Here is a 14,147-nt window from a genome sequence, read left to right on the forward strand (position 1 = left end):
CCCCGCCGCGCCACGAGGGCCCCGCCGGGCGGGCCCTTGGAGTTTTTTTCCCTGCCGTGGAAGGGCTCCGGCCCCCCCCCCCCCCCCACCCCCCCGTAATATTCCCCGGGAGGGGGAGGTTGGGTGGGGGGGCGGGCCGGTACCGCCGTTTCAGCTTCGCTGAAACAAACTCTAATCGAAGCGGAACGCCGAGATCATCGTCTCCATCACGACCTCGCTATAGATGCGATGTCCCGGCCCGTCCGATGCCCCCGCCGCCACCATCAGCGGCAGCAGATGCTCCTCACGCGGATGCGCGAAACGGCCGCCTGGCGCATCTGCCCAGCCCGCCAGCGCCACTTCGCGCGCGGCGGGATCGCCTTCGATCGCATTCGCCAGCCAGTCGTCGAACGCCACCGAAGGGGCGGTCGCCTCGGCATGGCGATAGGCGCGCATGTTGTGAAAGCTCATCCCCGCGCCGAGAATCAGGACGCCCTCGTCGCGCAACGGCCTGAGCGCCCGACCGGCCCGCCAGGCGAGGCCGGGATCGAGCCGCGTGTCGAGCGACATCTCGACGACCGGCGCGTCGGCATCGGGAAAGGCGACCTTGAGCGGCACGAACACGCCATGGTCGAGCCCGCGTTCGGCATCGACCCCCGCCTGGAGGCCCGCCGCCTGCAACAGCGCGGCGGCGCGGTCAGCAAGCGCCGGATCGCCTGGGGCCGGATAGCTGAGTTCATAGGTGTGCGGCGGGAAGCCGTAATAGTCGAAGACCAGCGGCGGGTTCGGCGCGCCGGTAAAGGCGAAGCCATCGGTCTCCCAATGGCCCGAGACGATCAGGATCGCGCTGGGCCGTGCGGGCAACCGATCGGGCAGCCCACGCAGAAACGCCGCCATGCCGGTCCATGTCCCCGCAGGGTCGTCCATGAAGAAACAGGGGCCGCCGCCATGCGGAATGTAGAAGCTGGGTTGTCTGGTCATCCCTGAAAGATCGGCCGGTCGGGCCGCGCTTTCAATCGCAGGGATCGAAACACAGCGTTCGTCACCACCGGCCTATCCTCCGATCGCGTCGCTGATCAGCTTCTTCGCGGGTGCGCCGTTCCAGTCCATCATGCCGTAGACGCGCCACATTTCCTTGCCCTGCGCGTCGTAGAAGATCGTCGTTGGCAGCGTCTCGGTGCCCAGTTCGGCCATCAGCACATTCTGCTGGTCGCTATATTGGGTCAGCGCCTTGAAGCCCTTCTCCTTGAAGAAGGGCGCGATCACCTTCGCGCCCTCGAGGTCCTGGCTCACCGTGATCAGCCGGAAGCGCTCGTCCTGCGTGGCGATCTTTTCCAGCGTCGGCATCTCGGCGACGCAGGGCGCACACCAGGTCGCCCACAGGTTGACCATCAGCGGCTTGCCCCGGAACTGGGTCAGCGTCGCCGGGCCGCCGCCCGGCGCCGTGAAGGGAATCGCCGGCATTTGCTTGCCACGTTGCGAAATATCGACCCTTCCGACCGATTCGGCGGGCGGCCCGCCTTGCGGCGCATCCTTGGGTTTACTATCGCAGGCGGCCAGCGCCAGCATGAGGAGACAGGCGATCAACGGCCGCACGGATAACTCCAACAAGATGTGGGGAGGGCGCTTCGCTGAAGGGCCCGCCGCGGTGATGCGCGAGATTAACGCCTCGATACCCTTCGACAAGCGGCTGTGGCAACAGGACATCGCCGGATCGAAGGCGCATGTCGCCATGCTGGCGAAGCAGAAGATCGTCACCGAGGCCGATGCCGCCACGATAAGCGAAGGTCTGGACAAGGTCGCCGAGGAATATCGCACCCAGGGCGTGCCGGTCGATCTCGCGCTCGAGGACATCCACATGGCGACCGAGGGCCGGCTTGCCGAGCTGATCGGCGCGCCCGCCGGACGGCTGCATACCGCGCGCTCGCGCAACGATCAGGTCGCGACCGACTTCAAGCTGTGGGTGCGCGACGCGATCGACGCCGTCGACGCCGGCCTCGCCGCGTTTCAGGCCGCGCTCGTCACCCGCGCCGGCGAACATGCCGCGAGCGTGATGCCGGGCTTCACCCATCTCCAGGTCGCCCAGCCGGTCACGCTCGGCCACCATCTGATGGCCTATTATGAAATGGCGTCGCGTGATCGCAGCCGCTTTGCCGATGCGCGCGCGCGGCTCAACCTGTCGCCGCTGGGCGCCGCCGCGCTCGCGGGCACCGGCTTCCCGATCGATCGGGCGATGACTGCGGAGGCGCTCGGCTTCGACGGGCCCACCCGCAATTCGCTCGATTCGGTCTCCGATCGCGATTTCGCGCTCGACTATCTGATGGCGGCAACCCAGCTCAGCCTGCATCTGTCGCGGCTCGCCGAAGAGTTTATTGTATGGGCGAGCCAGCCATACAGTTTCGTCAAGCTGCCCGACAGCTATTCGACCGGCTCGTCGATCATGCCGCAGAAGCGCAACCCCGACGCCGCCGAGCTGGTGCGCGGCCATGCCGGGCGGATCGCCGGCTGCATGACCGCGCTGGTCATGACGATGAAGGGTCTGCCGCTCGCCTATTCGAAGGACATGCAGGACGACAAGCCGCCGGTGTTCGAGGCGCACGACCTGCTCGCGCTGTCGATCGCGGCGATGACCGGGATGGTCGAGACCTGCGAGTTCGTGACGCCACGGCTGCGCCAGGCCGCGGAGGCAGGCTTCTCGACCGCGACCGACCTTGCCGACTGGCTGGTCCGCGTCGCCGACATCCCGTTCCGCGAGGCGCACCACATTACCGGCACCGCGGTGAAGCTGGCCGAGCGCGAGGGGCTGGCGCTCGACAAGCTGCCGATTGAAGCACTGAAGGCGATCGACGAGCGGATCGACGAGCGCGTCTATGCCGCGCTTTCGGTCGATGCCTCGGTCGCCAGCCGGGCGAGCTTCGGCGGCACCGCCCCCGAACAGGTCCGCGCGCGTATCGCCGAGGCGCGGTCGGCTTTAGGATTGGACAGCGAATGAACAGCCGCACGATCCTCGCTGCCGTCGCGCTGCTCGCGCTCGCCGCCTGCGGCAAGCGCGACGCGCTGCGCCCCGCCGACGGCCACAGCCTGCCGCCAAAACCCGCGACCGCCGCCGCCCAGCCCGATGTCGACACGCTGCTGACCCCACCGGTCGAGACCCGGCCCGGTCGCAACGACGACGTACTGCGCCGTTCGGAAGAGCGGCCGGACGACCGCTTCAATCTGCCGCCCCCGGGCTGATCTTTTGCCGTCGCCCCGGCGGAGGCCGGGGCCGCCACGCGCTTGGGGCGACGTCGCGATCTGCCTCCAGCGGCCCCGGCCTCCGCCGGGGCGACGATTTGAACAGGGACCCGCATGGATCATTTCGAGCTCATTAACGGCGTTCTCCACGCCGAGGACGTTGCGCTGCCCGCGATCGCCGAGGCGGTGGGCACCCCGGTCTATGTCTATTCGACCGCGACGATCGAGCGGCATGTCGCAGTGTTCAAGGTCGCGCTGGCCGATGTCGAATCGGGTCCCGAGGGGCCGCTGATCGCTTTCGCGGTGAAGGCCAACCCCAATCGCGGCGTGCTGGCGACGCTGGCCAGGGCCGGGCTCGGCGCCGATGTCGTCTCGGGCGGCGAGCTGTTGCGCGCGCGTGCGGCGGGGATCGCCGCCGACAGGATCGTCTTCTCCGGCGTCGGCAAGACCGCCGATGAGATGCGGCTGGGGCTCGGCGAGGGCATTTTCCAGTTCAACATAGAATCCGAGCCCGAAGCCGAAATGCTGTCCGAAGTCGCGCTGGCGATGGGGCTGCGCGCGCCGGTGGCCTTCCGGATCAATCCCAATGTCGTCGCGGGCACCCATGCGAAGATCTCGACCGGCGGGTCCGAGGACAAATTCGGCGTCGCCTATGATCGCGCGCTCGCTGCCTATGCCCATGCCGCGGGGCTGCCCGGCCTCGATATCCGCGGTGTCGCGGTCCATATCGGCAGTCAGCTGACCGACCTTGGCCCGTCGCGCGCCGCGTTCGAAAAGATCGGCGCGCTGATCGCCGATCTGCGCGCCGCCGGCCATGCCATCGTCACCGCCGATCTCGGCGGCGGGCTCGGCGTGCCTTATGATCCCGCGAAGCCGATCCCGCCGCTGCCCGCCGATTATGGCGCGATGGTGTGCGAGGTGACGCGCGGCTGGAACGTCCGGTTGCTGTTCGAGCCGGGCCGGGTGATCGTCGGCAATGCCGGGGTGCTGCTCAGCCGGGTGATCCGGGTCAAGCCGGGGGTCAGCGATCCGTTCGTCGTCGTCGACGCGGCGATGAACGACCTGATGCGCCCCAGCCTCTATGACGCATGGCACGATATCCGCGCGGTTTCGCCAGACGGTGCCGTAATGACGGCCAATATCGTGGGGCCCATCTGTGAAAGCGGCGACACTTTCGCCAAGAAGAGAGTTATGGATACCGTCGGGCCGGGGGACCTCGTTACTTTCATGACGGCGGGCGCTTATGGGGCGACGATGGCCAATACCTATAATTCACGCGCCTTGACGCCTGAAGTGCTGGTGAGCGGGGATCAGTGGGCGGTGGTTCGGGAGAGGCAGCCGATCGAGGCACTCATCGCGGCGGACAAGCTTCCGCCGTGGATATAGACTGACGCGCATCGGGGGCGGCAAAATCGCTAGAAGGATGTTTTCTGCATGAAGCCTGTCCGCAAGGCCATCTTTCCCGTCGCCGGTTTCGGCACACGGTTCCTACCCGCCACCAAGGCCGTTCCCAAGGAGATGCTGCCCGTCGTCGACCGGCCGCTGATCCAATATGCCGTCGACGAGGCGCGCGCGGCCGGGATCGAGCAGATGATCTTCGTCACCGGCCGCAACAAATATGCGATCGAGGATTATTTCGACAGCGCCTATGAGATCGAGGCCGAACTCTCGAGGAAGAACAAGACGTCCTTCCTCGACATCCTCGAAAAGACGAGGCTCGCCCCCGGCCAGGCGGCGTTCGTCCGCCAGCAGCAGATGCTCGGCCTCGGCCATGCCGTCGCCTGCGCCCGCCATCTGGTAGGCGACGAGCCCTTCGCGGTGCTGCTGCCCGACGAACTGCTGTGGAATCCGGCCTCACCCTGCCTGAAGCAGATGGCCGCAACATATGACGCCAAGGGCGGCAATGTCGTCGCGGTGCTCGAAGTGCCCGAGGACCAGACCCACAAATATGGCATTGTCGATCCCGGCGCAGCCGAAGGCCGCGTTACCGAAATTCGCAAGATGGTCGAGAAGCCCGCCGCTGGCGCCGCCCCGTCGCGTCTCGCGATCGTCGGCCGCTACATCCTCCAGCCCGAAATCTTCGACCTGCTCGACAAGGGCGAGCGCGGCGCGGGCGGTGAGATCCAGCTGACCGACGCGATGGCCAAGCTGGTCGGCGTCCAGCCTTTCCATGCCCAGACCTTCGATGGCGACCGGCATGACTGCGGCGACAATGCCGGCTTCATCCAAGCCAATATCGCGCTGGCGCTCGAACGGCCCGAGATCGCCGATTCGATCCGCGCTTTCATCAAGACGCTGAAATAGGGCTGTCGCCGTACTGGCGGAGCCTAAGCGAAATCCTCGGTCGTCACAGTCGACTGCATCGCCGCATTGTAGCGGCTGCCGGCGACCGTCCGCTCGTTGATCAGCGCGTCGAGCGCCGCCATCTGCGCGTCCGACAGCGTGACGCCGTTCGCGCCGATATTCTCCTCGGCATGGGCGATGCTCTTGGTTCCGGGAATCGTCACCAGATCGGCGTCGCGGTGGAGCAGCCAGGCGAGCGCGAGTTGCGCCGGGGTGCAGCCGGCCTCCGCCGCGATTGCGCGATAGCCGTCGAGCAGCGCGAGGTTATGGCTATAATGCGGTTCCTGAAAGCGCGGCATGGCGGTCCTGAAATCATCATTGGCCAGCATGGTGCCCGGCCCGAAGTCACCCGTCAGGAATCCGCGGCCGACCGGCGAGAAGGCGACGAAGGTCGTGCCCAGTTCGCGGCAGGCGTCGAGTCCGGCAATTTCGGGATTGCGGGTCCACAGCGAATACTCGGTCTGGAGCGCGGCGATCGGATGGACGCGATGCGCGCGGCGCAGCTGCTCCGCCGAAACCTCGGACAGGCCGATCAACCCGATCTTGCCCGCCTCGACCGCGCGGGCGAGCGCCCCCACCGAGTCCTCGATCGGCACCTGCGGATCGGGCCGATGGAGATAATAGAGATCGATATGGTCGACGCCGAGCCGCTGCAGGCTGAGTTCGAGCGTCTGCGCGATCGTCGCCGGGGATCCGTCGGGGGTCCGCGTCCCGGGGCGGAAACCACATTTCGAGGCGAGGACATAGTCGCCACGCCGGTCCTTCAGGACGCGGCCGATCCGGGTCTCGCTGACCCCTTCGCCATAGATCGCGGCGGTGTCGAGAAAATCATAGCCGATGTCGAGTGCGTGATGGAGCAGCCGCTCAGCCTGGGCTTCGGACGGGTCGGCGCCATAGGCCGCGCTCAGGCTCATACAGCCCAGACCTATGGGGTTGATCTTGTGACGACCGATGTTGCGCTTCGAAACCACGATATTCTCCTTGGATCGGCCTCGTCTGCCATGCGCGAAGCCGCTTGGCAAAGCCCTCCCCGCGCGCGACAAGACGTTCGATGCACAGCCTGCCGATCTTCCTGACGCTGACTGGCCAGCCCGTCGTCGTGATCGGCGACGGCGCGATCGCCGGGGCGAAGCGCCGGCTGGTCGAGCGCGCCGGCGGCGTGCCGGTCGGCGAGGATGACCCCCACGCCCGGATCGGCTTCGTCGCGATCGGGGACGACCAGGCGGCCGAGGCAGCGGCGGCGCGGCTTCGCGCGCGCGGCCTGCTGATCAACGTAGCCGACCGTCCCGCGCTGTGCGACTTCACCCTGCCCGCGATCGTCGACCGCGATCCGGTGCTGGTCGCGATCGGCACCGGTGGCCGCTCGGCGGGGCTCGCCAAGGCGCTGCGCCAGCGGTTCGAGGCACTTCTGCCCGCCGATCTCGGCCGCCTCGCCGATGCCCTGTTCGCCGCCCGCGCCGCGATCCGCACCCGCTGGGCCGATGCCGATGCGCGCCGCAGGGCGATCGACGCCGGGCTCGCCGAAGATGGTCCGCTCGATCCGTTGCGGGCCGGCGGCGCGGCTGGCGTCACGCCTTGGCTGGACGCGGCGGACGACGCGACGGCCGACCGTCTCGTCCACATCCGGCTGCGCTCGGCCGATCCCGACGATCTCACCCTCGCCGAGGCGCGCCTGCTCGGCCAGGCCGACCGGGTCTTTCACCGCCCCGGCGTGCCCGCCGCCATCCTCGCCCGCGCCCGCGCCGATGCCGATCGGATCGGATGCGGTGCTCCCCCCGCCATGCCCGGCTCCGGGCTCTCGATCGATCTGGACCCTGTATGACGCCAAGCTGGACTATCGACGAACGGCCCAACGCCCCCTTTTGCTGGGTCCATATCGACGGCCGCGACGCCGAGGCGATGCGCTGGCTCGATGGCGACGCGCATGGCCTGCCCGAGACCGCGCGCTTCAACCTGACCACCGCAGAGACCCGGCCGCGCTGCCAGCCGCTCGGCAACGGCGTAATCATCAATCTGCGCGGGCCGCGCCGGAATGAAGCCGAGGATGGCGACGCGCTCGTCTCGATCCGCATCTGGGCCGAGCGCGGCCGCATCGTCTCGGTCTCCTATCGGCGGATGGCGGGGCTCGGCGCGCTGCGCCAGCGCATGGAGAAGGGCGAATTCCTCGATCCCGGCGACCTGATCGCCGCTTTGTCGATCCAGATCGCGCATCACCTCGATCCGGTCGTCGCCGACCTCGGCGATCAGGTCGACGATTGCGAGCTCGCGCTGTCGGGCGAGGGCTATACGCTGCGCCGCGAGATCGCCAAGGCGCGTTCGACCGCGATCAGCTACCGCCGCTTCGTGGTGCCGCAGCGCCAGGCGCTCGAAGCCATGTCATTGCTTGAGATGGACTGGATCGAGGATGAGGACCGCATCCACCTCCGCGAGGCCGCCGACCGTTTCGCCCGCATGGCCGAGGAGCTCGAGGCGATCCGCGAGCGATCGGCGCTGCTCCATGAACAGATCACCGATCTGCGCGCCGAGAAGATCGACAACCGGTCGCTGATCATCGCCGTGGTCGCGCTGATCTTCCTGCCGCTGACCTTCGTGACCGGACTGTTCGGGATGAACGTCGACGGCATTCCTTATGCCCACCACCCGCTGTCCTTCTGGGCGGTGACGGGGTTCAGCGTCCTCGTCGGCGCGGCGGTCGCGGGCTATTTCATCTTTGCGCGCTGGTTTCGCAGCTAGGCCTCAGCCCCGCTGGCCGAACAGCGCGGTTCCCACCCGGACATGGGTCGCGCCCAGCATCACCGCGGTCTCGAAGTCCGCGGACATGCCCATGCTGAGTGCCGCCAGCCCGTGCCGCTTCGCCAGCTTGGCGAGCAGCGCAAAATAGGGCGCGGGCTCGACGTCGAGGGGGGGCACCGCCATCAGGCCGATGGCAGGTAGCCCCGCATCGCGCGCCTGTTTCAAAATCGCGGGCAGGTCGGCGATCGCACAGCCGCCCTTCTGATCCTCCTCGCCGATATTGACCTGGATGAAGCAGTCGGGGCGCTTGCCCGCCGCGTCCATCGCCTTCGCCACCGCCTCGATCAGCGAAGGCCGGTCGATCGAATGGATCGCGTCGAACAGCGCGACGGCCTCCTTCGCCTTGTTCGACTGGAGTTGCCCGACAAGATGCAGCTTCACCGGTTTGTCCCGGAGCAATCCGGGCCACTTCCCCTCTGCCTCCTGCACGCGGTTTTCGCCGAAGCTCACCTGGCCCGCCGCGATCAGCGGTGCGATGTCGACCGCTTCATGGGTCTTGGATATCGCGATCAGTTCGATCTCATCCGGCTTGCGCCCGGCAAGGCTGGCTGCATGCGCGATGCGGGCGGTAATGTCGGCGAGGCGCCGGGCGGCAGGCATATCGATATCGGACATGCGCTTCGCTATAGGAGGGGCGATGCGGCCCCGCCACCCCGACCTTCCACGCCTGTGGATGATGACCGATGAGCGGCAGGGCGACCGGCTCTGGGCCGCGATCCTGCGCCTGCCCGCCGGATCGGGGGTCGTCTTCCGCCACAAGAACACGCCAGAAGCCGGGCGGCGACGGCTGTTCGACCGCGTCCGGCGGATCGCGGCGGCGCGCGGGCTGGTGCTGCTGCTCGCGGCGAAAGATGCCAAGGCGCGCCGCTGGGGCGCCGACGGCGCGCATCACCGCCACCCCCATGCCCCACGTTACGGTACCGCCGCGGCGCACGACCTGCGCGAGATCAGGGCTGCCGAACGGTCGGGGGCGAGCGCGGTCTTCCTGTCGCCGCTCCACGCCACCCGTTCGCACCCCGACACGCCGTCACTCGGCAGAATGCGCTTCGCCGCCCTCACCCGCGCGACCCGCCTGCCCGTGATCGCGCTGGGCGGGATGGACCGGACACGGGGCTATATGGCGATGCGGGTCGGCGCGCATGGCTGGGCTGCTATCGATGCGTGGAGCTGACGCGGTACAGCGTCATGCCAGCGAAGGCCGGCATCTCAGTCGTGGTTGGAGAGGTCCAGTCCGTCCTTGCCGCCGAGATCCCAGCTTTCGCTGGGTTGACGATCAAAAACGAAATGCGGTTCCGATGTAGATCGCCTGACTGTCGCGGCGCTGGTCGGCCTGCATGTCGAGGCGCTCGCGCTGCGACTTGTAGCGCACGCCACCCGATAGTTCGAGGTTGCGGGTGAGCGAATAGGAGCCGCCCAGATCGACCGACAGCGCTTCGTCGGGTCCGGCAATGTTCGACTTGTCGGTGGCGCGCTCGGCGCCGAACAGGAGACGGGTGCTCCACTTCGAACCCGAATAGCTCACGCCGATATCGGCAAGTTCGCGGCTGTCGGGAACAGCGCCGCCATCGATCCGCGAGAAATCGCCCGACAGCGCGAAATGCTTCCAGCCGAGCGAAGCGCCCAGGCTGTAAGCGGACGGCGCGAGGCCGGCGTAGATCGCCGAAGGATTGGCCGTGATCAGCGTCGGCGCGGCGTTGGGCCGGTTGGCGCGGGCGCGAATCGCCACGGTGACGGCGCGCTTGTTGATGCCGCCCGAAGGCGTGAAGCGGAAGCTGGGTTCGGCGAAGCTGCCGCCGACGCGATCGAACAATGCCGCCTGGCGCGGATCGGCGGCGACGGGTGCGAAAAAGCCGATTCCCTTGGCTTTCTTGCGGTCGATCTTCACCTTGGGGGTGGGCGCGGGCTTCGCGGCGATCGCGGGCGAGGCAAGCAGGAGCGATGCCGCAAACGCAGCGCCAATCAGCCTGAACTGAACCCCCTTGATCATCATCCTGCGTAACTCATTCTATTCTATGTAGTTGCCCGTAGCACCGCATGTGAGTCGTTGCCATATGCCCGTTGGCGAAAACCTGCGGTTGTTGCGCAAAACCCACATAGGCCGCCGCGCCCCATAACGCCGCACCTTCCGAATCGCTGCATGGCATGCCGCCCGCATCCTTATAGAGGCTAAACAAACATTGCGGGTCGTCCCCGCATCTCTATAAACGGCGCTCATTGCGTAGATTGAGCCTTGAGGACCGCCCGGAAATGATCAGCACCACTCGCACCGTGATCGCCATCGCCCTCATCGCCGCGCTGGCGGGCTGCGGCGGCGGCAAGAATCGGGCGCAGCTCGCTTCCGACATCGCGGCGGCCAAGACCACCTCGATCGGCGTCAACGCCTATCTGTGGAAGGCTTCGCTCGAAACACTGAGCTTCATGCCGCTGCTCCAGACCGATTCGAACGGCGGCGTGATCGTCACCGACTGGTATGTGAACCCGAACCAGCCTGCCGAGCGGATGAAGCTGACCGTCACCATCCTCGACGCCGATCTGCGCGCCGATGCGGTGCGCGTCGCCGCACAGCGCCAGGTGCTGTCGAACGGCAACTGGGTCGACAGCGTGGTCCAGGCCGCGACGACCCAGAAGCTCGAGGACATCATCCTGACCAAGGCGCGCGACATGCGCCGCGCCACCATCGCCGGATAACCCTTTACCGCGGTTTTCGGGCCGGAAGCTACAAGCGTCCGCCCTCGAAATCGCTCTGAGAGCTAAGCATCATCGTGAACGCGCGTTTCAACCATGTGAAGGCCGACGCGCACTGGCAGGGCATCTGGGCTGACCAGGGCACCTTCCATGCGCGCGACGACAGCCCCAAGCCCAAAAGCTATGTGCTCGAGATGTTCCCCTATCCGTCGGGGCGCATCCATATGGGGCATGTCCGCAACTATACGATGGGCGATGTCCTCGCCCGCTTCCGGCGGATGCAGGGCTATGAGGTGCTCCACCCGATGGGCTGGGATGCGTTCGGAATGCCCGCCGAAAATGCGGCGATGGAAAAGAAGGTCCACCCCGGCGACTGGACGCGCGCCAATATCGCGGCGATGCGCGAGCAGCTGAAGCGGATTGGTTTCGCGCTCGACTGGAGCCGCGAACTCGCCACCTGCGAACCCGATTATTACGGCCAGGAACAGGCTCTGTTCCTCGACCTGCTCGCCGCGGGCCTCGTCTACCGCAAGGAATCGGCGGTCAACTGGGATCCGGTCGACATGACCGTGCTCGCCAATGAGCAGGTGATCGACGGGCGCGGCTGGCGCTCGGGCGCGCTGGTCGAGCGGCGCAAGCTCAGCCAGTGGTTCCTCAAGATCACCGACTTCGCCGACGAACTGCTTGAAGGCCTCTCGACGCTCGACCAGTGGCCCGAAAAGGTCCGGACGATGCAGGAGAACTGGATCGGCAAATCGCAAGGCATGCGGTTCCGGTTCGACCTCGATGCGCCTGCGGGCGACATCGGCAGCTTCGAAGTTTTCACCACCCGCCCCGACACGCTGTTCGGAGCGAGCTTCGCCGCGATCGCCGCCGATCATCCGATCGCGCAGGCGTTGGCCGCCGATAATGCCGCGCTGCAGGACTTCATCGCCGAGTGCAAGCGCACCGGCACCGCTGCAGCCGAGATCGAGACCGCCGAGAAAAAGGGCTATGACACCGGGCTCTCGGTTGTTCATCCGCTCGACCCGACGTGGAAGCTGCCGCTGTTCGTCGCCAATTTCGTGCTGATGGATTATGGCACCGGCGCGGTGTTCGGCTGCCCCGCGCACGACCAGCGCGACCTCGATTTCGCGCGCAAATATGCGCTGCCGGTCAAGCGCGTCGTCGCGCCCTCACCCGAGGAAGCGAACACGCCGATCCATGACGAGGCCTATGTCGGCCCCGGCAAACTGGTCAATTCGGCTTTCCTCGACGGCAAGCCGGTCGACGAGGCCAAGGCGGCGGTGATCGCGCGCGGCGAGGCCGAGGGCTGGGGCACCGGCACCACAGTATGGCGGCTGCGCGACTGGGGCGTGTCGCGCCAACGCTATTGGGGCACCCCGATCCCGATCATCCATTGCGAGACCTGCGGCCCGGTCGGCGTTCCCAAGGACCAGCTGCCGGTGATCCTGCCGGAGGACGTCAGCTTCGACATTCCCGGCAACCCGCTCGACCGCCATCCGACCTGGAAGCATGTCGATTGTCCGAGCTGCGGCAAGCCCGCGCGGCGCGAAACCGACACGCTCGACACGTTCGTCGATTCCTCCTGGTACTTCATCCGCTTCGCCAGCCAGCCCGGCGACAAGCCGTTCGATCGCGCAGTCGCGGAGAGCTGGATGCCGGTCGGGCAATATATCGGCGGGGTCGAGCATGCGATCCTCCATCTGCTCTACGCCCGCTTCTGGACGCGCGCGCTCGAACGGATCGGCAAGATCTCGATCAAGGAGCCGTTCACCGGCCTGTTCACCCAGGGCATGGTGACCCACGAGACCTACAAGTCGCCCGACGGCCAATGGCTGAGTCCTGAGGAAGTCTCGAACGGCAAGGTCATTGCCACCGGCGAACCGGTGACGCTCGGCCGCATCGAGAAGATGTCGAAGTCGAAGAAGAACACCGTCGATCCGGGCCCGATCGTCGATCAGTATGGCGCGGACGCGGTGCGCTGGTTCATGCTGTCGGACAGCCCGCCCGAGCGCGATCTCGAATGGACCGAGAGCGGCATCGAGGGCTGCTGGCGCTTCGTCAACCGGCTGTGGCGGATCACCGATGCGACCGAGACGAGCGAAGGCCAGGATAAGGATCTCGATCGCAAGCTCCATAAGGCGATCGCCGGCATCGCTGCCGATATCGAGGCGCTGGGCTTCAACCGCGCCGTCGCCAAGATCCACGAACTCGCCAATGCGATCGAGAAGGCCGCGCCCTCCGCAAGCCGCACCGCCGCGGCGCGCGCGCTGGTCCGCCTGGTTGCGCCGATGGTGCCGCATCTCGCCGAGGAAGCCTGGGCTCGGCTGGGAGAATCGGGCCTCGTCGCCGACGCCCCGTGGCCCGCGCATGACCCCGCCTTGCTGATCGACGACGAGGTGACGATCGCGGTCCAGGTCAACGGCAAGCTGCGCGACACGTTGACCGCCCCCAAGGGTCTTGCCAAGGATGCGCTCGAAGCCATGGCGCTGCAGTCCGACAAGATCGTCGCGCTGCTCGCCGGCGCCGCCCCGAAGAAGGTGATTGTCGTGCCCGACCGGCTGGTGAACATAGTCGCATGAAGCGGCTCCTGCCCCTGCTGACGCCGATCGCGTTGCTCCTGCTGCTACCGGGCTGCGGACTGCGGCCGCTCTACGCGAGCGGCGATGCGGGTCCGGTCGCGAGCAGCCTCAGCTCGGTCGAGGTCGGGCCGATCGGCGGCCAGCGCGGCTGGCTGGTTCGCAACGCGCTCAACGACCGGCTCCATCGCCAGGGCGAGGGCGCCACGCGCTATCGGCTCGAGGTCGAACTCGACGACGACATCAGCGGATTCGGCGTGCGCCAGGACAATGCCATCACCCGCGAGCGGCGCATCCTGCGCGCGCGCTACCGCCTGATCGACGCCGCGACCGGCGGCGTGCTGCTCGACCAGACCGCAATGGCTGACGCCGGCATCGACGTCGCCGGATCCGAATATGCCACCGCCGCCGCCGAACAGACCGCTCTGGAGCGGCTGACCGAGGGGCTTGCCGACCAGATCGTCGCCCGGCTGGCGACCTATGCGGGCCGTAGTGCCGGGCAATGATATGGTTTCAGCAAAGCTGAAACGG

The 14,147-nt window shown here is 67.2% G+C and carries 15 protein-coding genes; 10 read left to right on the forward strand and 5 right to left on the reverse strand.

The genetic code is table 11. From position 1 onward, the window contains the following. Nucleotides 1-171: 171 nt before the first annotated feature. Together WP12_RS07985 and WP12_RS07990 are read right to left on the reverse strand one after the other, a co-directional pair. Nucleotides 172-960 (reverse strand): DODA-type extradiol aromatic ring-opening family dioxygenase, encoded by a 789-nt coding sequence (locus WP12_RS07985; protein WP_046193187.1) that lies wholly within the window; start codon nucleotides 958-960, stop codon nucleotides 172-174. 72 nt (nucleotides 961-1,032) lie between these two features. Continuing rightward, nucleotides 1,033-1,575 (reverse strand): TlpA family protein disulfide reductase, encoded by a 543-nt coding sequence (locus tag WP12_RS07990; protein ID WP_235399040.1) that lies wholly within the window; start codon nucleotides 1,573-1,575, stop codon nucleotides 1,033-1,035. Between the two features lie 16 nt (nucleotides 1,576-1,591). Here WP12_RS07990 and argH point away from each other — a divergent pair, with 16 nt between their 5' ends. The 4 genes from argH to galU all read left to right on the forward strand — a co-directional run bounded on the left by argH (nucleotide 1,592) and on the right by galU (nucleotide 5,517). Continuing rightward, nucleotides 1,592-2,971 (forward strand): argininosuccinate lyase, encoded by a 1,380-nt coding sequence (argH, locus tag WP12_RS07995; protein WP_046193233.1) that lies wholly within the window; start codon nucleotides 1,592-1,594, stop codon nucleotides 2,969-2,971. Next, nucleotides 2,968-3,213: a hypothetical protein gene (locus WP12_RS08000; protein WP_046193188.1), complete on the forward strand. Its 246-nt coding sequence runs from the start codon at nucleotides 2,968-2,970 to the stop codon at nucleotides 3,211-3,213. The genes argH and WP12_RS08000 overlap by 4 nt, the downstream gene beginning before the upstream one ends. A 114-nt stretch (nucleotides 3,214-3,327) precedes the next feature. Next, entirely contained in the window at nucleotides 3,328-4,599 is a 1,272-nt protein-coding gene (gene lysA, locus WP12_RS08005; RefSeq protein ID WP_046193189.1) for a diaminopimelate decarboxylase, read from the forward strand. Nucleotides 4,600-4,647: 48 nt separating this feature from the next. Further along, nucleotides 4,648-5,517: a UTP--glucose-1-phosphate uridylyltransferase GalU gene (gene galU / locus WP12_RS08010; protein ID WP_046193190.1), complete on the forward strand. Its 870-nt coding sequence runs from the start codon at nucleotides 4,648-4,650 to the stop codon at nucleotides 5,515-5,517. A 23-nt stretch (nucleotides 5,518-5,540) separates the two neighbouring features. Here galU and WP12_RS08015 read toward each other — a convergent pair whose 3' ends face one another. Beyond that, nucleotides 5,541-6,527 carry an aldo/keto reductase gene (locus WP12_RS08015; protein WP_084691042.1) on the reverse strand — a complete coding sequence of 329 codons (987 nt, stop codon included), beginning with the start codon at nucleotides 6,525-6,527 and terminating at the stop codon, nucleotides 5,541-5,543. 80 nt (nucleotides 6,528-6,607) lie between these two features. Between WP12_RS08015 and WP12_RS08020 the strand changes: the two genes are divergently transcribed. Beyond that, nucleotides 6,608-7,378 carry a precorrin-2 dehydrogenase/sirohydrochlorin ferrochelatase family protein gene (locus tag WP12_RS08020; protein ID WP_046193192.1) on the forward strand — a complete coding sequence of 257 codons (771 nt, stop codon included), beginning with the start codon at nucleotides 6,608-6,610 and terminating at the stop codon, nucleotides 7,376-7,378. Then, entirely contained in the window at nucleotides 7,375-8,289 is a 915-nt protein-coding gene (locus WP12_RS08025) for a zinc transporter ZntB (protein WP_046193193.1), read from the forward strand. The genes WP12_RS08020 and WP12_RS08025 overlap by 4 nt, the downstream gene beginning before the upstream one ends. Nucleotides 8,290-8,292: 3 nt before the next feature. Here WP12_RS08025 and WP12_RS08030 read toward each other — a convergent pair whose 3' ends face one another. Next, a complete protein-coding gene (locus WP12_RS08030; RefSeq protein ID WP_046193194.1) occupies nucleotides 8,293-8,964 on the reverse strand; it encodes a YggS family pyridoxal phosphate-dependent enzyme in 672 nt (223 codons plus the stop codon). Nucleotides 8,965-8,986: 22 nt separating this feature from the next. On the opposite strand from WP12_RS08030, the gene WP12_RS08035 reads away from it, so the two are divergent. Then, a complete protein-coding gene (locus WP12_RS08035; RefSeq protein ID WP_046193195.1) occupies nucleotides 8,987-9,520 on the forward strand; it encodes a thiamine phosphate synthase in 534 nt (177 codons plus the stop codon). Between the two features lie 102 nt (nucleotides 9,521-9,622). Here the strand turns inward: WP12_RS08035 and WP12_RS08040 are convergent, their stop codons facing one another. Then, nucleotides 9,623-10,339 (reverse strand): porin, encoded by a 717-nt coding sequence (locus WP12_RS08040; RefSeq protein ID WP_235399042.1) that lies wholly within the window; start codon nucleotides 10,337-10,339, stop codon nucleotides 9,623-9,625. Nucleotides 10,340-10,596: 257 nt separating this feature from the next. Here WP12_RS08040 and WP12_RS08045 point away from each other — a divergent pair, with 257 nt between their 5' ends. From WP12_RS08045 to lptE, 3 genes are all read left to right on the forward strand, one after another. Further along, nucleotides 10,597-11,037 (forward strand): DUF3576 domain-containing protein, encoded by a 441-nt coding sequence (locus WP12_RS08045; RefSeq protein ID WP_046193196.1) that lies wholly within the window; start codon nucleotides 10,597-10,599, stop codon nucleotides 11,035-11,037. Nucleotides 11,038-11,111: 74 nt separating this feature from the next. After that, nucleotides 11,112-13,619, forward strand: a complete 2,508-nt coding sequence (leuS, locus tag WP12_RS08050; RefSeq protein WP_046193197.1) for a leucine--tRNA ligase — start codon at nucleotides 11,112-11,114, stop codon at nucleotides 13,617-13,619. Further along, a complete protein-coding gene (gene lptE / locus WP12_RS08055) occupies nucleotides 13,616-14,122 on the forward strand; it encodes an LPS assembly lipoprotein LptE (RefSeq protein ID WP_046193198.1) in 507 nt (168 codons plus the stop codon). Before leuS ends, lptE begins: the two co-directional genes overlap by 4 nt. The last annotated feature ends 25 nt before the right edge of the window (nucleotides 14,123-14,147 follow it).

Source organism: Sphingomonas sp. SRS2, assembly GCF_000971055.1.
Lineage (GTDB): Bacteria > Pseudomonadota > Alphaproteobacteria > Sphingomonadales > Sphingomonadaceae > Rhizorhabdus.

Bases quoted from the DNA above. Each gene is read 5' to 3' on its own strand.
- WP12_RS07985 (WP_046193187.1), bottom strand. From the start codon at position 960: ATGACCAGACAACCCAGCTTCTACATTCCGCATGGCGGCGGCCCCTGT.
- argH (WP_046193233.1), top strand. From the start codon at position 1,592: ATGTGGGGAGGGCGCTTCGCTGAAGGGCCCGCCGCGGTGATGCGCGAG.
- WP12_RS08000 (WP_046193188.1), top strand. From the start codon at position 2,968: ATGAACAGCCGCACGATCCTCGCTGCCGTCGCGCTGCTCGCGCTCGCC.
- lysA (WP_046193189.1), top strand. From the start codon at position 3,328: ATGGATCATTTCGAGCTCATTAACGGCGTTCTCCACGCCGAGGACGTT.
- galU (WP_046193190.1), top strand. From the start codon at position 4,648: ATGAAGCCTGTCCGCAAGGCCATCTTTCCCGTCGCCGGTTTCGGCACA.
- WP12_RS08020 (WP_046193192.1), top strand. From the start codon at position 6,608: ATGCACAGCCTGCCGATCTTCCTGACGCTGACTGGCCAGCCCGTCGTC.
- WP12_RS08025 (WP_046193193.1), top strand. From the start codon at position 7,375: ATGACGCCAAGCTGGACTATCGACGAACGGCCCAACGCCCCCTTTTGC.
- WP12_RS08030 (WP_046193194.1), bottom strand. From the start codon at position 8,964: ATGTCCGATATCGATATGCCTGCCGCCCGGCGCCTCGCCGACATTACC.
- WP12_RS08035 (WP_046193195.1), top strand. From the start codon at position 8,987: ATGCGGCCCCGCCACCCCGACCTTCCACGCCTGTGGATGATGACCGAT.
- WP12_RS08040 (WP_235399042.1), bottom strand. From the start codon at position 10,339: ATGATGATCAAGGGGGTTCAGTTCAGGCTGATTGGCGCTGCGTTTGCG.
- WP12_RS08045 (WP_046193196.1), top strand. From the start codon at position 10,597: ATGATCAGCACCACTCGCACCGTGATCGCCATCGCCCTCATCGCCGCG.
- lptE (WP_046193198.1), top strand. From the start codon at position 13,616: ATGAAGCGGCTCCTGCCCCTGCTGACGCCGATCGCGTTGCTCCTGCTG.